A 15232-nucleotide genomic window follows, 5' to 3' on the forward strand; every position below is an offset into this window, starting at 1 on the left:
ACAAAAGCAGGATTCCATGAAGCTGATAACGACGCCAAATCCATCATTCCAGCGAACCGCCTACGGCAGCCGCTAGGCATTACTCAAGCCCATTCCATGCTCTTGCGCCTCCTCGATCTCTTCGGCGTCGCCGTCTTCGCCATCAGCGGTGCACTCGCCGGCATCGCTGCGCAGCTCGATCTGCTGGGCATCCTCGTGCTGGCATCCGTCACCGCGGTCGGAGGCGGCACGATTCGCGACCTGCTCCTGAGTCGACACCCCATCTTCTGGATCGAAGATCCCGGGCCTCTTTTTTCCATCGCCTGCGCAACCGCGCTGACCCTGCTCTGGGTTCACTTCTTTCCGATCCCGACGAGCGCGCTGCTCATCGCCGATGCACTCGGTCTGGCCTTGTTTGCGATGTCCGGCGCCCGGATCGCCGAAAGCGCCGGGTGTCACCCGCTCGTGGTCATTCTCATGGGCACGCTCACAGGTGCCGGCGGCGGAGTTGTCCGCGATCTGCTGTCGGCCAGGATCCCGCTGATTCTTCGCCAGGACATCTATGCCTCGGCAGCCATCGCCGGCATCGCCATCTATCTGCTCATGCGAGCGGCCAAGGTGCCCGCGGGGTTCGCGCTGGCGGCGGGTTTCGTCGCGGTCGCGGCCACGCGCCTGGCGGCGATCGCCTTCGACCTTCGGCTTCCCACGTTTGCGCTGCCGCAGTGATGCCTGATCGGTTCCGGCTGTGCCATGGCGCAGTTACTGCCGCACCGCCTACCGCTCCAGCAACCGCTCCAGCAACTCCACAGTGGGATACCCGTCCGCAGGCAGCCCGACGCTGCGCTGATAGCGCAGCAACCCCTGGCGCGTGGCCGGCCCCATCACCCCGTCGGGCGTGCCGCTGTCAAAGCCGCGCTCGTTCAACGCCGTCTGCAACGCAAGCAACTGGCTGCGCGTGAGCGCCGCCAGATCACGCGGCCAGGGCGCCTGCACGCCGGGGCCGCCGGCCAGGCGCTGCGCCAGCAGGGCGACCGCGAGCGCATAGCTGGTCGAATTGTTGTAGCGCAGGATGGCGCGGAAGTTGGGCCCGATCAGGAAGGCCGGCCCGCGTGCGCCCGCGGGCAGCAGGATGGCCGCATCGGCCAGCTCGGGCAGCGGCGCGCCGTCCACGCTCTGCACGCCCTCGGCGGCCCATTGCGCGGTGGATTGCCGCAGCGCGGCATCGGCACGGCCGATGTCGAACGCCGGCGGCAAGCGGACCTCGGCGCCCCACGGTTGCTGCGCCTGCCAGCCCGCGCGGGCCAGGAAGTTCGCCGTCGACGCGGTGACGTCGGCCATGCTGCCCCAGATGTCGCGCCGCCCGTCGCCGTCCGCATCGACGGCGGTGTTCAGGAACACCGATGGCAGGAACTGCGTCTGGCCCATCGCGCCGGCCCAGGAGCCGATCATGTGCGCGCGGTCGATGTCGCCGTTCTGCAGGATCTTCAGCGCAGCGAGCAACTGGTCACGCGCCCAGGTCTGGCGCCGGCCCTCGAAGCCGAGCGTGGCCAGCGCGTCGATGGTCGGGATGTCGCCGAAGTTGCCGCCGTAGTTGCTTTCCACGCCCCAGATGGCGACCACGATGGCGGCCGGCACGCCGTAGCGGGCGGCCGCGGCGTCGGCTTCGGGGCGGACCTGCTGCAGCTTGTCCTGGCCCAGCGCGATGCGCTGCGGTGACACGGCGCGATCGAGGTAATCCCAGACCGTGCGGGTGAATTCGGGCTGCGAGCGATCCGATTCGACGACGCGCGGCAGGTAGCGGATGCCGTCGAACGCGACCGCCAGCGTGGCCTCGTCGATGCCGGCGGTACGGGCCGTGTCGCGCATGCTCAGGATCCAGCGGCTGAAATCCTGCTGCAGCGCGGTGTCATCGGCCTGGATCGGCGTCGGTGGGGTGCCGACGCTCGACTCGGCCGGTGCCTGCGGTGCCGTCGAGGGTGCGGCGGCACAGCCGGCCAGGGCCACGACGGCCCAGGTCGTGAAGACGAGCCACGGGCGGCACGGCGGGCAGGTGGGTTTGCGCATCGTCGCGATTCTGGCCCTGGCCGCCGTGGACAATCCGGGGGTGAAGATCAAACCACCTGAATTGCTGCTGCCCGCCGGATCCCTGGCCAAGATGCGCGCGGCCTACGACTTCGGCGCCGACGCCGTCTATGCGGGCCAGCCGCGCTACTCCTTGCGCGCGCGCAACAACGAGTTCCGGCTCGAACAGATCGGGCAAGGCATCGCCGAGGCGCACGCGCGCGGCCGCAAGTTCTTCGTCACCAGCAACCTGCTGCCGCACAACGACAAGGTGCGCACCTACCTGCGCGACATCGAGCCGGTGATCGCGCTGCGGCCCGACGCGCTGATCATGGCCGACCCCGGCCTGATCATGATGGTGCGCGAGCGCATGGAAAAAGACTGGCCCGAGGTGCCGATCCACCTTTCGGTGCAGGCCAACACGGTCAACTGGGCGGCGGTCAAGTTCTGGCAGAAGATGGGCGTGGCACGCATCATCCTGTCGCGCGAGCTGAGCCTGGACGAGGTCGAGGCCATCCGCAACGAATGCCCGGATATCGAGCTGGAGGTGTTCGTGCACGGCGCGCTGTGCATCGCCTATTCGGGCCGCTGCCTGCTGTCGGGCTACTTCAACCGGCGGGATCCGAACCAGGGCACCTGCACCAACGCCTGCCGCTGGGACTACAAGACCCACGGCGGCACCGACGAGACCGACAGCGGCGAGGTCCAACCCACCCCGCCGGTTCAGCTCGGCAGCGACTTCAACTTTGCCCAGGCGCAGGCCGAGGCCGAGGGCGCCTTTGCCGCCTGTGGTGGCAGCCCGCGCCACCCGCTGGCCGACCGGGTCTGGCTGCTCGAAGAAAAGGAGCGCCCCGGCGAGCTGATGCCCGTGATGGAAGACGAACACGGCACCTACATCATGAACAGCAAGGACCTGCGCGCGGTCGAGCACGTCGAGCGGCTGGTGAAGATCGGCGTCGATTCGCTCAAGATCGAAGGCCGCACCAAGAGCCAGTACTACGTGACGCGCACCGCGCAGATCTATCGCCGGGCGATCGACGATGCGGTGGCCGGGCGGCCGTTCGACCCGAGCCTGCTGCTGGAGCTCGAAGGCCTGTCGAATCGCGGCTACACCGCCGGCTTCCTGGAACGCCGCCCGAGCCAGGACTACCAGAACTACCTCAGCGGCAGCTCGCAGGCGCACCGCAGCCAGTTCGTCGGCGAGGTCAAAAGCGTGCGCGAAGACGGCTGGGCCGAGGTCGAGACCAAGAACCGCTTTGCGGTGGGCGACACGCTGGAGGTGATCCACCCGGGCGGCAACCGGCGGGTCACGCTCGACAAGATGAGCAGTCTCGACGGCGAGGCCATCCAGGTCGCGTCGGGCAGCCCGCTGCGGGTCTGGGTGCCGCTGGGCGCGCCGGTCGAGGGGGCTCTGCTGGCGAGGTTGCTCTAGCCTTCGTGGACCCGCTCGTCATCAACCTGCTCAACGGCCTCAGCTCGGGGCTGCTGCTGTTCATGCTCAGCGCCGGGCTGACGCTGATCTTCAGCATGATGGGCGTGCTGAACTTCGCCCACGCGAGCTTCTACATGCTGGGCGCCTACCTCGGCCACAGCCTGGCTGCGCCGCTGGGCTTCTGGCCGGCGCTGCTGCTGGCGCCGATTGCGGTCGGGCTGCTGGGCGCGCTGTTCGAGCGTGGCGTGCTGCGCCGCCTGCGTGGCCACGGCCATGTGCCGGAGCTGCTGGTCACGTTCGGGCTGTCGTACGTGGTGCTGGAGGGGGTGCAGCTGCTGTGGGGGCGCGGCCCGGTCGCATTCCAGCCGCCGGCCTTGTTGCAGGGCACGGCGTTCACGATCGTGCAGTCGTCGGTTCACGGCCTGAGCCTCGTGGCCGGCCAGGCCGGCGCCGAGCTGTGCCGCGGTGGCGCCGACGAGCTGGTGAGCTGCGCGCGCTTTCCGATGACCCGCGCCTTCATGATGGTGGTGGCCTTGTTGATGCTGCTGGCGCTGGGGCTGCTGCTGCGGCGCACCCGCATCGGGCTGGTGATCCAGGCGGCGCTCGCGCACCCGCAGATGGTCGAGGCGCTGGGTCACGACGTGCCGCGGGTCTTCATGTGGGTGTTCGGCGGCGGCTGCGCGCTGGCGGCGCTGGCGGGCGTGATCGGCGGCATCACCTTCGTCACCGAGCCGTCGATGGCCGCGGTGATGGGCAGCATCGTCTTCGTGGTGGTGGTGGTGGGTGGCATGGGTTCGCTGGCCGGCGCGTTCGTCGGCTCGATCCTGATCGGCCTGCTGCAGACCCTGCCGCTGGCGGTCGACGGCTCGCTCGCCAGCCTGCTCAATGCGTTGGGCGCCGGTGTCGACGCCCGCACGCCCGGCTGGCCGATCCTGCGCATCACGCTGGCGCAGGCCGCGCCGATCCTGCCGTATCTGCTGCTGGTGCTGATGCTGATCGTGCGCCCGCGCGGGCTGCTCGGTGCGCGCGATGACTGACTTGCGGCCGCTCAAGCGCCACCGCGGCTGGATCCGGCTCGCGATGTGGGGCGCTTATGCGGCGCTGATGCTGGCCGCGCCGCTGCTGTGGCGCAGCAGTTTCGCGCTGACGATGCTGTCGCAGATGGGTATCGCGATCATCGTCTGCCTGGCCTACAACGTCCTGCTCGGCCAGGGCGGCATGCTGAGCTTCGGCCATGCGGTCTACAGCGGGCTGGGAGCCTATCTGGCGATCCACACGCTCAACCGGGTGGCCGCCGGCGATCTGGCCCTGCCGGTCAGCCTGGTGCCGCTGGCCGGTGGTGCGGCCGGGCTGTTGTTTGCGGCACTGCTCGGTTACGTGACCACACGCAAGGCCGGCACCTCGTTCGCGATGATCACGCTGGGCATCGGCGAGCTGGTGTGGTCGCTGGCGCTGATGCTGCCGGAGTTCTTCGGCGGCGAAGGCGGCATCAGCGCCAACCGGGTGGTCGGCCCGCCGGTGCTGGGCATCAGCTTCGGGCCGCAGATCGAGCTCTATCACCTGATCGCGATCTACTGCTTCATCTGCACCGCCGCGCTCTACGCGTTCACGCGCACGCCTTTGGGGCGCATCCTCAATGCGGTGCGCGACAACCCGGAGCGGGTCGAATTCATCGGCTACAGCACCCGTTCGGTGCGTTGGCTGGCGTTCATGGTGTCGGGCCTGTTCGCCGGCATCGGCGGCGGGCTGGCGGCGCTGAACTTCGAGATCGTCACCGCCGAGGTGCTGGGTGCGGCGCGTTCGGGCGCCTATCTGCTGTTCGTCTTCCTGGGCGGCGCGGGGTTTTTCGTCGGCCCGATCATCGGCGCGGTGCTGATGGTGATCGCGCTGGTGCTGCTGTCGGAGCTGACCGCCGCCTGGCTGCTCTACCTCGGGCTGGTCTTCGTGGTGATGGTGGTGGCCGCACCCGGGGGCATCGCCAGCCTGGTGATGGCGAACGGGCGGATCGTCGCGGCCGGACAGATGCGGGCGCTGCTGGGCGGCTACCTGGCGCTGGGCGGCAGCGCGCTGGCGGCGCTGGCGGGTGGCTCGGTGCTGATCGAGATGCTCTACCACCGCCAGCTCGACGCCGCCGCACCGGGCCCGACGCTGAACCACCTCGGCGTCGCGCTCGACGTCACGAGCGTCGACAGCTGGATCGGCGCGGCCTGGCTCACGCTGGTCGGCGCCGGCCTGTTCGAGCTGTGCCGGCGGCCGTTCGCGCGCCAGTGGCAGGCCGCGCAGCTGGCGATCGAGGACCAGATCCGGCGCCGCGGGGAGCTGCCGTGAGCCTCGTGCCTGCGCTCGAACTGCTCGACGTCCACAAGCGCTTCGGTGCGACCGGGATCATCCGCGGCGCCCGGTTGCAGGTGCGCGCGGGCGAGCGGGTGGCGATCATCGGCCCGAACGGCGCGGGCAAGTCGACGCTGTTCAACCTGATCAGCGGCCGGCTGGCGCCCGACCGCGGCGAGATCCGCCTGCACGGCCAGCGCATCGACGGCCTGGCGCCGCATCAGGTCAATCGCCGCGGGCTGGCGCGCAGCTTCCAGGTCAGCAACCTGTTCGCGCGCCTGAGCGCGTTCGAGAACATCCGCTGCGCCGTGCTCTGGAGCCTGGGCTACCGCTACACCTTCTGGCGTTTCCTGGCCGACCTGCGCGATGCCAACCAGCGCGCCGACGCCGTGCTGGCGCAGATCGGCCTGGCCCGGCGCCGTGACGTGCCGGCGATGAACCTGACGTATGCCGAGCAGCGCGCGCTCGAGATCGGCATCACCATCGCCGGCGGCGCGCCGGTGGTGCTGCTCGACGAGCCCACCGCCGGCATGAGCCGCAGCGAAACACAGCGCTGCGTGCAGCTGATCCGCGAGGTCACGGCCGGCCGCACGCTGCTGATGGTCGAACACGACATGGCGGTGGTGTTCGAGCTGGCCGACCGCATCGCGGTGCTGGTGCACGGCGAGGTGATCGCCTTCGACACCCCCGCGGCGGTGCGCGCCGATGCGCGCGTGCAGGCGGCCTACCTCGGCGCGGGGAATGCGCATGCTTGAAGTCGCCGGCCTGCACGCCTTCTACGACAAGAGCCACGTGCTGCACGGTGTCGACCTGACGGTGGGCGAGGGCGAGATCGTCAGCCTGCTGGGCCGCAACGGCGCCGGGCGTTCGACCACCGTCAAGGCCGTCATGGGGCTGGTCGAGGCACGCGGCTCGGTGCGCTGGCAGGGCCGGCAGCTGCTCGGCCGCCGGGCCTTCGAGATCGCCCGCCTCGGCGTCGGCTACGTGCCCGAGAACCGTGAGATCTTCGCGCGCCTGACGGTGCACCAGAACCTGCTGCTGGGCCAAAAGAGCGGCCGCCAGCCGGGCCGCCGGCCGGGCGGCTGGTCGTTCGACGACGTGTACACGCGGTTCCCGCACCTGGCGGCGCGCCAGCACAGCCCCGCCGGCGTGCTGTCGGGTGGCGAGCAGCAGATGCTCACGCTGTGCCGCACGCTGATGGGCGACCCCGCGCTGATCCTGATCGACGAGCCGACCGAAGGCCTGGCGCCGCAGCTGGTCGAGCAGGTGGCGGCCCTGCTGCTGGCGCTGCGCGAGCGCGGCACGGCGGTGCTGCTGGTCGAGCAGAAGTTGACGCTCGCGCTGCAGGTGTCGGCGCGCTGCCTGGTGATGGGGCACGGCCGGGTGGTGTTTGCCGGCACGCCGGCCGACCTGCGCGCGCAGGCCGGCGTGCGCCGGGAGTGGCTCGAGGTCTGAGCCGGCCGTGATGCAGGCACGCGGGCTGCCGCTGGTGTGCGTCTTGCATGTCCGGCTGGCTCCCTGTCTGGCGGCGCTGGCCGCGAAAGAGAGTCCAATGCATGGCTTCGGGGTGCCACGCAGGCCGCACCCCACACCGAACTGCGGTCGAACCCACGGGCGCCGCCAGGAATCACATGGTCAGAATCAAACTGTCGCTCGAACTCAACTACGCGGTCGCGCACCCGGGCTGCGACTTCGTGTTCAACATCCACGCCGCGCACACCCGCTGCCAGACGGTGGTCGAAGAAAAGCTGCTGCTCAGCCAGGCGGTGCCCTCCGAGATCCACACCGATCCGTCGAACGGCAACCGCTCGTTGCGGCTGTCGGCCGCGCCGGGCCCGCTGAAGGTCAACTACGACGCCACCGTCGACCTGACCCACCACGTCGCCGTGCCGCAGCAGATCGACGAGGTGCCGGTGGCGCGCCTGCCGTCGCACGTGCTGCCCTACGTCTACCCGAGCCGCTACTGCCAGTCCGACCGGCTGGGGCGTCTGGCGATCGCCGAGTTCGGCCATCTCTGGAAAGGCTATTCGCGGGTGCAGGCGATCCGCGACTGGGTCAACCAGCGCGTGGCCTTCATGCCCAACACCACCAACTCCAACACCTCGGCGGCCGACACGCTGCTCGAGCGGGTGGGTGTGTGCCGCGACTTCGCGCACCTGATGATCGCGCTGTGCCGCGCGGTCAACATCCCGGCGCGGTTCACCACCGGCTTCGACTACGGCGCCGATCCGGCGCTGGGCCCGCCGGACTTCCATGCCTACGTCGAGTGCTATCTCGGCGACCGCTGGTATCTGTTCGATCCGTCGGGCACCGCGATCCCGATGGGCTTCGTGCGCCTGGCCACCGGCCGCGACGCCGCCGACGTGGCGTTTGCCACCATCTTCGGCTCGGTGCAGTCGCCGCCGCCGCTGATCCAGGTGCATGCCATCACCGACATGCAGCACAACTTCGAGCTGCCGCGCCATCGCTTCGAGGCGCTGTCGACCGACACCGGCTCGGCCAACGAACACCAGCCGCCGCAGACCGAAGCGGCCGTGGCCGCCGCGCCGGGTCTGGCCGCCGTGCCGCCGGCGGTGGCGACCGGCCCGGTGCTGGTGAAGGCGGCGCCGATCTGAGGCGGGGGCCGGCCTTCGGCGGACGCTGCCGGCCTCTAAACTCGGCGCGATGAGCGCGATTCCCTTCCCGATCCACATCCCGTTCGTCGAACTGCTCGGCTTCGAGCTGATGCGATTCGACGGCGGCGAGGCCGAGATCCACTACGAGCCGCGGGCCGAGCAGCTCAATTCCTTCGGCGTGCTGCACGGCGGCGCCTGCATGACGCTGCTCGACGTCGTGATGGCGCACGCCGCACGCAGCAGCAACCTGTCGATGGGCGACGCCAGCCCCGGCGTGGTGACGGTGGAGATGAAGACCTCGTTCATGCGCCCCGGCGAAGGCCGGCTGCGCGCGGTCGGCAAGATCCTGCACCGCACCAGCACGCTGGCCTTCACCGAGGGCCGGGTGCTCAACGCCGCCGGCGCCCTGTGCGCCCATGCCACCGGCACCTTCAAGTTCGTGCGCCGCCTGCCGGCCGAGGGCCGCCAGATCCGCGAACTGCAGCGCAAGCTCGACGGCGCCGGCTCGGACTGATCGGCATTCGGACACCGCGAACCTCACCCACATGGCGAACATCGAATTTCACTGGACCTGGGCCCGCTTCAATGAGCTCGGCCTCGACGACCTCTATGACGCGCTGGCGCTGCGCTGCCAGGTGTTCATCGTCGAGCAGGAGCCTTATCTGGACGTCGACGGCCTCGACCGCCAGAGCTGGCACCTGATCGGCCGCGACGCGCAGGGCGTGGTGCAGGCCTACGCGCGGGTGGTCGACCCGGGCCTGAAGTACGACGAGCCGTCGCTCGGCCGGGTCGTCACGCCCGCCGCGATGCGTGGCACCGGCGCCGGCGACGCGCTGCTGGCCGAGGCGATGCGGCGCTGCGACGCGGTCTGGCCCGGCCGGGCCAACCGCATCAGCGCGCAGGCGCACCTGCAGCGCTTCTACGGCCGCCACGGCTACGTGGCGCTGGGCGAGATCTACATGGAAGACAACATCCCGCACATCGAGATGCTGCGCCCGCCCCGCGACCGCTGAAGATCGATCCTCGGCGGCCCCTCAGACCCGTCGCCGTTCGTGGTCGGCCTGGCCGTAGAAGGCCTGCTTCTGCTCGTACATGAGCTTGTCGGCGCGGTGCAGGGTGGCTTCCAGGCGCTCGCCGGGCTGGGAGATCGCCACGCCGATGGCCAGTTGCAGCGGGTCGCCGCCGTGGAACTGGTTGTTCAGCGCGACCAGGGCCTGGATCTGCGCCGCCACCTGATCGGCCGCCGCCGACTCGGTCATCGGCAGCAGCACGGCGAACTCGTCACCGCCGATGCGCGCCACCGTGGCCGGGGGCTCCACCGCCTTGGCCAGCACCTCGCCGGCACGGCGCAGCAGCGTGTCGCCGGCGCGGTGGCCGAATTCGTCGTTGACCTGCTTGAGGCCGTTCAGGTCGATCGACATCACCGCCACCGGATGGCTGGCCTTGCGCTCCAGCCGGTGCAGTTCGTCGTCGAAGTAGGAGCGGTTGCGCAGCTTGGTCAGCACGTCGTGCTTGCCGAGGAACTCCAGGTAGGCCTCGGCCTTGCGCCGGGCGGTGATGTCGGTCAGCGACACCTGCACCAGCGACCAGTCGTCCTCGTGCCCGGGCAGCACCGCGAACTGCAGGTGCACGTGCAGCGCTTCGCCGTCGAGCGCGTAGTTCACCGTCTCGCGCTGCTGGTAGAGCTTGCCGGCCCACAGCTCGATCAGCTGCTCGGTGAAGGGCCGGCGCATCTCGTCGCGGAAGACGTCGGGCAGGCGCCTGAGCAGGGTCGGCTTGTCCGCCGCGCGGAACATCGTCAGCGTCTGGCGGTTGACGTCGACCACCCGGATCTCGGCCATGCAGCGTTCGACGAATTCGGGGTGCACGTCGGTGAAGACGCGGAAGTCGACGATGCCCTGCTGCCGCACCTCGTCGATCAGCCGCTTCACGCCGGAGAAGTCCTCCACCCACAGCGAGACCGGCGAATGCTGGAACAGGCCTTCGGCGTAGCGTTCGCTGCGCTGCAACTCCTGGCGAGCCCGCTCGCGCGCGCTGATGTCCTCCAGCGACAGCAGCACCCGGTCCCAGCGCCCCTCGTGGCCGGGCAGCACCCGCACCTGCAGCGCCACGTCGAGCCGGCGGCCGTCGAGCGTGTAGTTGACGCTCTGGCTGGCATAGGCCAGCGCACCGCTCCACAGCTGCACCAGCTCTTCCACATGGCGCTCGAGCATGTCGTCGCGGAACACCCGGTCCAGGCCGGCCAGCAGGGTGGGCAGGTCGGCGGCGCCGAACAGCTCCAGGGTGCGGCGGTTCACCTTCAGCACCTTGAGCTGGCGGGTGCACTGGGTGATGCGGGAGCGATCGGCCAGCAGATGTGCCCGCAGGTCGCGCACGCCCTCGGCCCGCCAGCGCTCGAACAGCGCGGCCAGCCCGCTGAAGTCCTCCAGCCACAGCGACACCGGCGCGAGCTCGAACATCTGGGCGAGGTCCTGGTCGGCGAGGTGGAGGGGATCGACGGGCGTCATCGCGGGTGGGCGGGCTGTGGGTGGGTGATGGGGACGGGGCGAGGGCGATCGCCACGGCGGTGGCGGGGCGCAGTCTCGCATGAGACGGGCGAGGCAGCCGCGGTGCCCGCCGGTCTGCGGCCCGATCACCAGTCCCCGCGCAGCAGTTCCGGCGCCGACCAGGCGGCGCGCAGGCCGATCCAGCGGTTGGTCGGCAGCGCGCTGCGTTCGGTGCCGGCCTCGAGGCCCAGCAGCCAGCCGCCGCCCGGTTCCCAGGTGAGCGCGCTGGCCAGCCGGGTGATCGGGTGGTTGCCGTCCAGGCCGGCGTCGGCGCTGACCAGGGTCGCGCCCGGGCCGACCAGGCGGTGCGTGGCGCTGGCCCGCTCGGCGCGCAGGCCCACGATCCAGCCCTGGCCGAGCAGGCGCTGCACGTCGAGCCAGCCGGCGCGGGTGGTGCCGCGGTAGTCGGTGATGCCCAGTTGCGCCGCCAGCGTGCCGCGGTCGCGCTGCAGCAGGCCGGCGGCGGTGACGATCCAGCCGCTGTCGTGGCCGTCCCACATCAGGCTGCCGCCGAGCAGCCGGGTCTGGCCGTCGAAGCAGGCCACCGCGGCCAGGCTGCGGCGGCAGTCGGGCTGGCCGTGGGTGTGCGGCGCATCGGCGGCGGCCGAGGGCGTGCCGCGGGCCCGGGGTGCCAGCGACGCGGCGAAGCCGCTCAGGTTCCAGTCGCCCCAGCTGCCGCCGAGATGGACCGCCGGTGCCAGCCGGCCGTCCAGGCCGCCGGGCCAGGTGCGGGCGCGCCAGAGGCCGGCGTCGACGCTCTGCAGCCCTTCGGCCACGCCGCGCTCCCAGCGCAGGTTCAGGCCGTCGGAGATCCAGTCGTCGTTGAGGACCAGGCGCTTGGCCAGCGGCGCCAGCGCGTAGCGGTCGAAGTGGCCGGCGCCGGTCAGCACCGGTCCCATCGGCACGCGGTCGCGGCCCAGCTGCACCGACAGCCGGTCCAGGCCGATCTGCCAGCGGCTGTCGAGCCGGGCGGCCTCGGTGTGCACGCGGTCGCTGCCGTGCTTGCCGATCGCCAGCACCGCGCCCTGCCGCTGGCCGAAGGCCAGCGCCGCTTCCAGCGTGGCGTGCTCCAGGCCCGGGCCGCTGCGGTCGGCGGCGGTCTGGCCGCTGCCGGGCAGGCCGGGATGACGTGCGGCCGGCAGGCGCTCGCTGGCGCTCATCGACGTCACCGCCGCCGCGGCGCCGATGCGCCAGCCGGGGGTTGCGGGCAGGGGATCCTGGCTCAGGTCGTGAGCCAGTGTCGGGGCCGTGGCACTGAAGCAGGCAGCGGCCAGGGCGGCGCGACGCAGGAACGGGGGCGGGATGGGCATCGGGGTCGTGTGACGGTGTCGGGGTCGATGAACCGGCGCACTCAGCGCGCGGGCGTGCTCACGAAGGGATCGGACAGCGCCGGATCGCCCAGCAGCCGTTCGTCGGTCAGCGTGCGCAGGAAGGCGATCAGGTCGGCCTTGTCCTGGGCGCTCAGGTTGATGCGGGCGATCAGGCCGTCCTTGAACGGATTGGCACGGCCGTCGCCGGCCAGCGGGCCGTCGGCGATCACGCGCCCGCCGGCGGCGTAGAAGTCGAGCACCTCCTCCAGCGTGGCCATCGTGCCGTCGTGCATGTAGGGCGCCGTGACGGCGATGTTGCGCAGGCTCGGCGCGCGGAACTTGCCCATGTCGGGCGCCGCCTCGGTGAAGGAGAACAGACCTTGGTTGGGGAACGGAAAGGCGCCGCTGCCGCCGATGTTGTAGAGCCCGGTGTTGCGGAACGGCGTCTCGACCTGGCGCAGGCCGTTGTAGATCACCTGCTCGTTGAAGTTGAAGCTGCCGTGGCAGTGGAAACATTCGGCCTGTTCGCCGAAGAAGAGCGTCTGGCCGCGTTGTTCGGCGTCGCTCAGCGTGGCCCGGTTCTGCCGGGCCCGGTCGTAGCGGCTGTCGGCCGAGATCATGCTGCGCTGGAAGCTGGCGATCGCGCGGATCACGTTGTCCCAGTTCAGCGCACCGGGCTGGCCCGGAAAGGCCGCGGCGAACAGCCGGCCGTAGTCGGGCGCGCTGCTGCCCGAGATGCGGGCCAGCACCTCGAACTTGTTGGCGTCGTTGACGCCCATCTCCACCGGCCGGGTGCCGAAGAGCGGCGTGAGCATCTGGGTTTCCAGCGTCACCAGCGTCGGGTTGGCCCAGGTCAGCGTCGCGTTGTAGATGACGTTGACCAGGCTCTGCGAATTGCGCGGGTGGCTCTCGCCGGTGGAACCCACGGCGGTGGTGAGCCCGTCGGTGAAGGCCTTGTCCTGCAGGTGGCAGCTGCCGCAGGACTGCGTGCCGTTGCCCGACAGGCGCCGTTCGTAGAACAGGAAGCGGCCGAGCTCGACCCGGGCCGCCGTGGTCGGGTTGTCGGCCGAGTCGCGTGGCGCCGGGAAGTCGGCCGGAACGGCGAAGGTCCAGCCCTCGGAATTGCTCAGCCCGGTCTCGGTGACCTGGGTACCCCCGCCACCGCAGGCCGCCAGGGCGGCCCCGAGCAGGGCCAGGCCGGCGAGCCGGACCCGGGATTTCACGCTGCCTCGCGACATCGGTGCCTCCTGTCTTATCGGCTGATCGCGCGGAACACGGTCTGCGCGGCGCCGCCGGCGATCGGCCGGCCGGTGCTCACGTCCAGGCCGAGGGCGTTCGGGAACTGCGCGATGCACTCGCCGTCGGTCGCGCCCGACATGCAGCCGGGGGCTCCGCCCAGGTTCACCTGGATGTCGTTGCTGGCGACCAGGGCTGCCAGGTCCACCGCCACCTGCTGGGTCGCGGGGTTGAAGCTCGCCAGCGAGATTGCCATCCGGTTCGGGCGGGTGCAGGTGTTGATGCCGCTGATCGGATCGGCCGTGCAGCCGGTGGCGCCGAGGTGGAAGTAGAAGGCGTCATAGGTGCCGGTCGCCGGTGCCGGCCAGGCGGTGGCGGTGCCCTTGTTGGCGTCGACCAGTTCGATCTTGGCGAACTTGTAGGCGCCGCCCGCCCAGCCCCAGGCCAGCGCGGCGGCGTCCAGCGGCGCGGGTGCGGTGGCCGAGGTCTTGTTCAGCGAATCGGGCAGGCCCATCACCAGCTGGATGCCGCTGAAGCTGACGCCGCTCGGAATCACCAGGCGCAGCGTGTCGTTCATCGCCGCGGTGGTGGTGCCGTCGGCGGCCGAGGCACAGGCGCCGGTGCCGTTTTCCAGGTCGATCAGCGTGGTCCAGTCGTTCGCGTTCAGCGGCGAGGTGTAGTTCCACTGCGTGTTCAGCGGCAGCTTGATGGTCGTGCTGACGACGTTGCCGCCCGCGTCCAGCAGCTGGGCGCCCGACAGGTAGAAGCGCAGATCCTGCAGCTTGGCCGAGGCGCTGCTGGTGCCCAGTCCGCCGATCACCTGGCTGCCACACGACACGGGGGTGTTGCCGCTGCCGGCGACCGCCGCGAACTTGACCTTGAGCACCTTCTGGGCGACGGTGGTCAGCGCGGCAGCCGGGTTGCCGGGCGCGGTGGTCGATGCCGCGTCCGTGCCGATGGCGGTGCCGACGGCGGCCAGCGTCTTGCCGCGCAGCGCCGCGGCCAGATCGTCCAGCACGGCGTCCAGGCCGGTTCCGTCGGCCGCGAAGGCCGAGGTCACGATGTCCACGCCACTGGCGGGCGTGGCCGCGCCCAGTTGCGGCAGCAGCGCGAGCACGTAGGCCTTGCTGGCCGACAGCGTGGTGCCGGTCAGGCGCGCGGTCGGCAGGGCGCCGGCGTACTGCGTGGTGGTCGTGGCCGAAGCCGTGGCCTGCAGGGCGTGCGCGACCATCAGCTCGGTGAGGTTGGTGACGTTCACCGTGCCGGCGGCCAGCGAAGCGCTGTGGAAGCGGTCGGTGTTGGTGCGGCCGTTGACGGTGCCGCCGGAGACTTCCAGCAGGCAGGGCTGGGTGGCGTTGGTCAGGGTCAGGTCGAAGCGGCCGTCGGTGCCGGTGGTGGCGGTGCTCGAGGTGCCGGCGGCGCACTTGGCGGTGACGGTGCCGCCCACGATCGGGGCGCCGACCGCGGCGGTACCGCTGACCGTGCTGGTCGTGCCGGACGGTGCCGCATCGCTGCCGCCGCCGCAGGCGCTCAGGGCGCCGATGGCGGCGAGGGTGGAGAGTGCCAGGGTGCCGCGCAGGGCAGCGGTGGCGGGACGGGTGCGCAGGATTCGGTTCATGGAGAGGCTCGGATTCGGGTTCGGATGGACGCAGGCCATGCCGCGGCGCGCCTGGACCTCATCGGGCCGGGCAAAAGCTGCTCGCGGTGCATGCGCGGTCAGGC

General features: G+C 70.8%; 14 protein-coding genes. 9 read left to right on the plus strand and 5 right to left on the minus strand.

Going from position 1 to position 15232, the window contains the following annotated elements:
- Positions 1 to 96: 96 nt before the first annotated feature.
- Entirely contained in the window at positions 97 to 705 is a 609-nt protein-coding gene (locus tag LCHO_RS09240; protein ID WP_012346875.1) for a trimeric intracellular cation channel family protein, read from the plus strand.
- Positions 706 to 753: 48 nt separating this feature from the next.
- Here LCHO_RS09240 and LCHO_RS09245 read toward each other — a convergent pair whose 3' ends face one another.
- Positions 754 to 2043, minus strand: coding sequence for a lytic murein transglycosylase (locus LCHO_RS09245; protein WP_043704078.1), 1290 nt, complete (start codon positions 2041 to 2043; stop codon positions 754 to 756).
- A gap of 40 nt (positions 2044 to 2083) precedes the next feature.
- Between LCHO_RS09245 and trhP the strand changes: the two genes are divergently transcribed.
- From trhP to LCHO_RS09285, 8 genes are all read left to right on the plus strand, one after another.
- A complete protein-coding gene (gene trhP / locus LCHO_RS09250) occupies positions 2084 to 3472 on the plus strand; it encodes a prephenate-dependent tRNA uridine(34) hydroxylase TrhP (protein ID WP_083772806.1) in 1389 nt (462 codons plus the stop codon).
- Positions 3473 to 3534: 62 nt separating this feature from the next.
- Positions 3535 to 4509: a branched-chain amino acid ABC transporter permease gene (locus LCHO_RS09255; RefSeq protein ID WP_420805705.1), complete on the plus strand. Its 975-nt coding sequence runs from the start codon at positions 3535 to 3537 to the stop codon at positions 4507 to 4509.
- The gene (locus LCHO_RS09260) at positions 4502 to 5800 is read left to right on the plus strand and encodes a branched-chain amino acid ABC transporter permease (protein WP_012346879.1); all 1299 of its coding nucleotides are present in this window, start codon (positions 4502 to 4504) and stop codon (positions 5798 to 5800) included. The genes LCHO_RS09255 and LCHO_RS09260 overlap by 8 nt, the downstream gene beginning before the upstream one ends.
- A complete protein-coding gene (locus LCHO_RS09265) occupies positions 5797 to 6558 on the plus strand; it encodes an ABC transporter ATP-binding protein (RefSeq protein WP_012346880.1) in 762 nt (253 codons plus the stop codon). Before LCHO_RS09260 ends, LCHO_RS09265 begins: the two co-directional genes overlap by 4 nt.
- Positions 6551 to 7258: an ABC transporter ATP-binding protein gene (locus LCHO_RS09270; RefSeq protein ID WP_012346881.1), complete on the plus strand. Its 708-nt coding sequence runs from the start codon at positions 6551 to 6553 to the stop codon at positions 7256 to 7258. Before LCHO_RS09265 ends, LCHO_RS09270 begins: the two co-directional genes overlap by 8 nt.
- A gap of 176 nt (positions 7259 to 7434) precedes the next feature.
- Positions 7435 to 8418: a transglutaminase-like domain-containing protein gene (locus tag LCHO_RS09275; protein ID WP_012346882.1), complete on the plus strand. Its 984-nt coding sequence runs from the start codon at positions 7435 to 7437 to the stop codon at positions 8416 to 8418.
- 49 nt (positions 8419 to 8467) lie between these two features.
- Entirely contained in the window at positions 8468 to 8932 is a 465-nt protein-coding gene (locus LCHO_RS09280) for a PaaI family thioesterase (protein WP_012346883.1), read from the plus strand.
- Between the two features lie 31 nt (positions 8933 to 8963).
- Positions 8964 to 9431 (plus strand): GNAT family N-acetyltransferase, encoded by a 468-nt coding sequence (locus LCHO_RS09285; RefSeq protein WP_012346884.1) that lies wholly within the window; start codon positions 8964 to 8966, stop codon positions 9429 to 9431.
- 21 nt (positions 9432 to 9452) lie between these two features.
- Here the strand turns inward: LCHO_RS09285 and LCHO_RS09290 are convergent, their stop codons facing one another.
- The 4 genes from LCHO_RS09290 to LCHO_RS22085 all read right to left on the minus strand — a co-directional run bounded on the left by LCHO_RS09290 (position 9453) and on the right by LCHO_RS22085 (position 15128).
- Positions 9453 to 10925, minus strand: a complete 1473-nt coding sequence (locus LCHO_RS09290) for a sensor domain-containing diguanylate cyclase (protein ID WP_012346885.1) — start codon at positions 10923 to 10925, stop codon at positions 9453 to 9455.
- Positions 10926 to 11050: 125 nt separating this feature from the next.
- A complete protein-coding gene (locus tag LCHO_RS09295; protein WP_012346886.1) occupies positions 11051 to 12274 on the minus strand; it encodes a hypothetical protein in 1224 nt (407 codons plus the stop codon).
- Positions 12275 to 12315: 41 nt separating this feature from the next.
- The gene (locus tag LCHO_RS09300) at positions 12316 to 13512 is read right to left on the minus strand and encodes a methanobactin export MATE transporter MbnM (RefSeq protein WP_012346887.1); all 1197 of its coding nucleotides are present in this window, start codon (positions 13510 to 13512) and stop codon (positions 12316 to 12318) included.
- 14 nt (positions 13513 to 13526) lie between these two features.
- A complete protein-coding gene (locus LCHO_RS22085; RefSeq protein ID WP_050757324.1) occupies positions 13527 to 15128 on the minus strand; it encodes an MbnP family copper-binding protein in 1602 nt (533 codons plus the stop codon).
- Positions 15129 to 15232: the final 104 nt, after the last annotated feature.

Source organism: Leptothrix cholodnii SP-6, assembly GCF_000019785.1.
Taxonomy (GTDB): Bacteria; Pseudomonadota; Gammaproteobacteria; order Burkholderiales; family Burkholderiaceae_C; genus Sphaerotilus; species Sphaerotilus cholodnii.

Coding starts and splice junctions, on each gene's coding strand:
- LCHO_RS09240 (WP_012346875.1), top strand. CDS start 97: ATGCTCTTGCGCCTCCTCGATCTCTTCGGCGTCGCCGTCTTCGCCATC.
- LCHO_RS09245 (WP_043704078.1), bottom strand. CDS start 2,043: ATGCGCAAACCCACCTGCCCGCCGTGCCGCCCGTGGCTCGTCTTCACG.
- LCHO_RS09255 (WP_420805705.1), top strand. CDS start 3,535: ATGCTCAGCGCCGGGCTGACGCTGATCTTCAGCATGATGGGCGTGCTG.
- LCHO_RS09260 (WP_012346879.1), top strand. CDS start 4,502: ATGACTGACTTGCGGCCGCTCAAGCGCCACCGCGGCTGGATCCGGCTC.
- LCHO_RS09270 (WP_012346881.1), top strand. CDS start 6,551: ATGCTTGAAGTCGCCGGCCTGCACGCCTTCTACGACAAGAGCCACGTG.
- LCHO_RS09275 (WP_012346882.1), top strand. CDS start 7,435: ATGGTCAGAATCAAACTGTCGCTCGAACTCAACTACGCGGTCGCGCAC.
- LCHO_RS09280 (WP_012346883.1), top strand. CDS start 8,468: ATGAGCGCGATTCCCTTCCCGATCCACATCCCGTTCGTCGAACTGCTC.
- LCHO_RS09285 (WP_012346884.1), top strand. CDS start 8,964: ATGGCGAACATCGAATTTCACTGGACCTGGGCCCGCTTCAATGAGCTC.
- LCHO_RS09290 (WP_012346885.1), bottom strand. CDS start 10,925: ATGACGCCCGTCGATCCCCTCCACCTCGCCGACCAGGACCTCGCCCAG.
- LCHO_RS09295 (WP_012346886.1), bottom strand. CDS start 12,274: ATGCCCATCCCGCCCCCGTTCCTGCGTCGCGCCGCCCTGGCCGCTGCC.
- LCHO_RS09300 (WP_012346887.1), bottom strand. CDS start 13,512: ATGTCGCGAGGCAGCGTGAAATCCCGGGTCCGGCTCGCCGGCCTGGCC.
- LCHO_RS22085 (WP_050757324.1), bottom strand. CDS start 15,128: ATGAACCGAATCCTGCGCACCCGTCCCGCCACCGCTGCCCTGCGCGGC.